The following is a 1,096-nucleotide window of genomic DNA, read 5'->3' as shown; positions in this document are numbered from 1 at the left end:
TTTCTTGTCGGTCTTCGTGTTTCAGATTGGTTTTTGTGGCAGATGAGCCCACGTCGGAATTGTACACGCGTAAGATCGTCGGCCGCGTCAGACGTGTAGAAGGGACAGCGCCGCCAGGCCGCCCCGCCGCGCCCGCCGCGCCCGCAGCGAGGTCAGCGTCGGAGGCGTGGGGCGAGACCCGCGATCGCGGCTCGTACTGTCTCCGGCCGGTAGAGAATGTCCTCGGCGATGAGTCGAAGGGTGAAGTAGCCCGCTGCGGCGGCCGCGCGATCCCGGCGTCGGTCTTCGCGCTGCGCCTCCCACGAGGAGTGATGGGCTTTGCTGTCGCACTCGATGATCAGCCACTTCTCCACGACGAAATCCACGCGACCCACGTGCGGAATCTGGACCTGCGCGTCCCAGCGCAAGCCGAGGCTTCGCAAGGTCAGTCTCACGAGCGTCTCGGGACCCGACTCCGCAGACGGATCCACGAGATGCCGCAGGCGTCGAAATCGCCTCGGCAGGAGCTGGAACGCCTCGGCGACATCGTCTTCCGCGATCAGGCCTGCGTTCCAGGCACTGTCGAGCGCCGCGACGAAACTGCGCGGCGGCTGACACGTCGCCGATTGGACGAGGGCCTCGACGAGGGGGGTGTGGGTGGCCCGGGGATGCGCAGCGCTCGACCTCCAGTGCGCACGGACGTCGACATCGCGCGGGGGAGGCGACTGGCACCCCGATCCACCTGCACGTGGAGACGATCCCGGTCATGCGTGAAGACTCCGTACGCGCGGAGCACGGACAGACAATCCAGCCGAGCCCCGAGTCGCACAGCGCGAAGAACATCGTCCGGCACCCCCGCGGGGAGATACGTGTCGCGACGCGCGCGGAGCAAGGTACCCGCACGGATCGACCTGTCTATGCCCGCACGCGTCATCCCCTCGGCGCGGAGCTCGCGATACGTTGCCGACGTGGGGATCATGTGTCGAGAATCGTCGTCTTCGAGGGGCCGAAACCGGCGCTGGCGCGATCTGGGGATAACTCGTCGACACGGGCGCAGCACAGATCCTGCAGATTCCGCCTGAGAGGGCCAGGAGACGCCCGCGGCCGCGGGAGTGCA

1 protein-coding gene is annotated in these 1,096 nt (G+C 67.3%); it reads right to left on the bottom strand.

Going from position 1 to position 1,096, the window contains the following annotated elements; all coding sequences use genetic code 11:
• Positions 1 to 152: 152 nt before the first annotated feature.
• Positions 153 to 374, bottom strand: a complete 222-nt coding sequence (locus NS220_RS20695; protein ID WP_440589480.1) for a DUF559 domain-containing protein — start codon at positions 372 to 374, stop codon at positions 153 to 155.
• Positions 375 to 1,096: the final 722 nt, after the last annotated feature.

Origin of the sequence: Microbacterium testaceum (genome assembly GCF_001476655.1) — a bacterium.
GTDB lineage: Bacteria > Actinomycetota > Actinomycetes > Actinomycetales > Microbacteriaceae > Microbacterium > Microbacterium testaceum_C.
The sequence above is the reverse complement of the archived record's forward strand: the minus strand, read 5'-3'. Positions and strand labels throughout refer to the sequence as shown.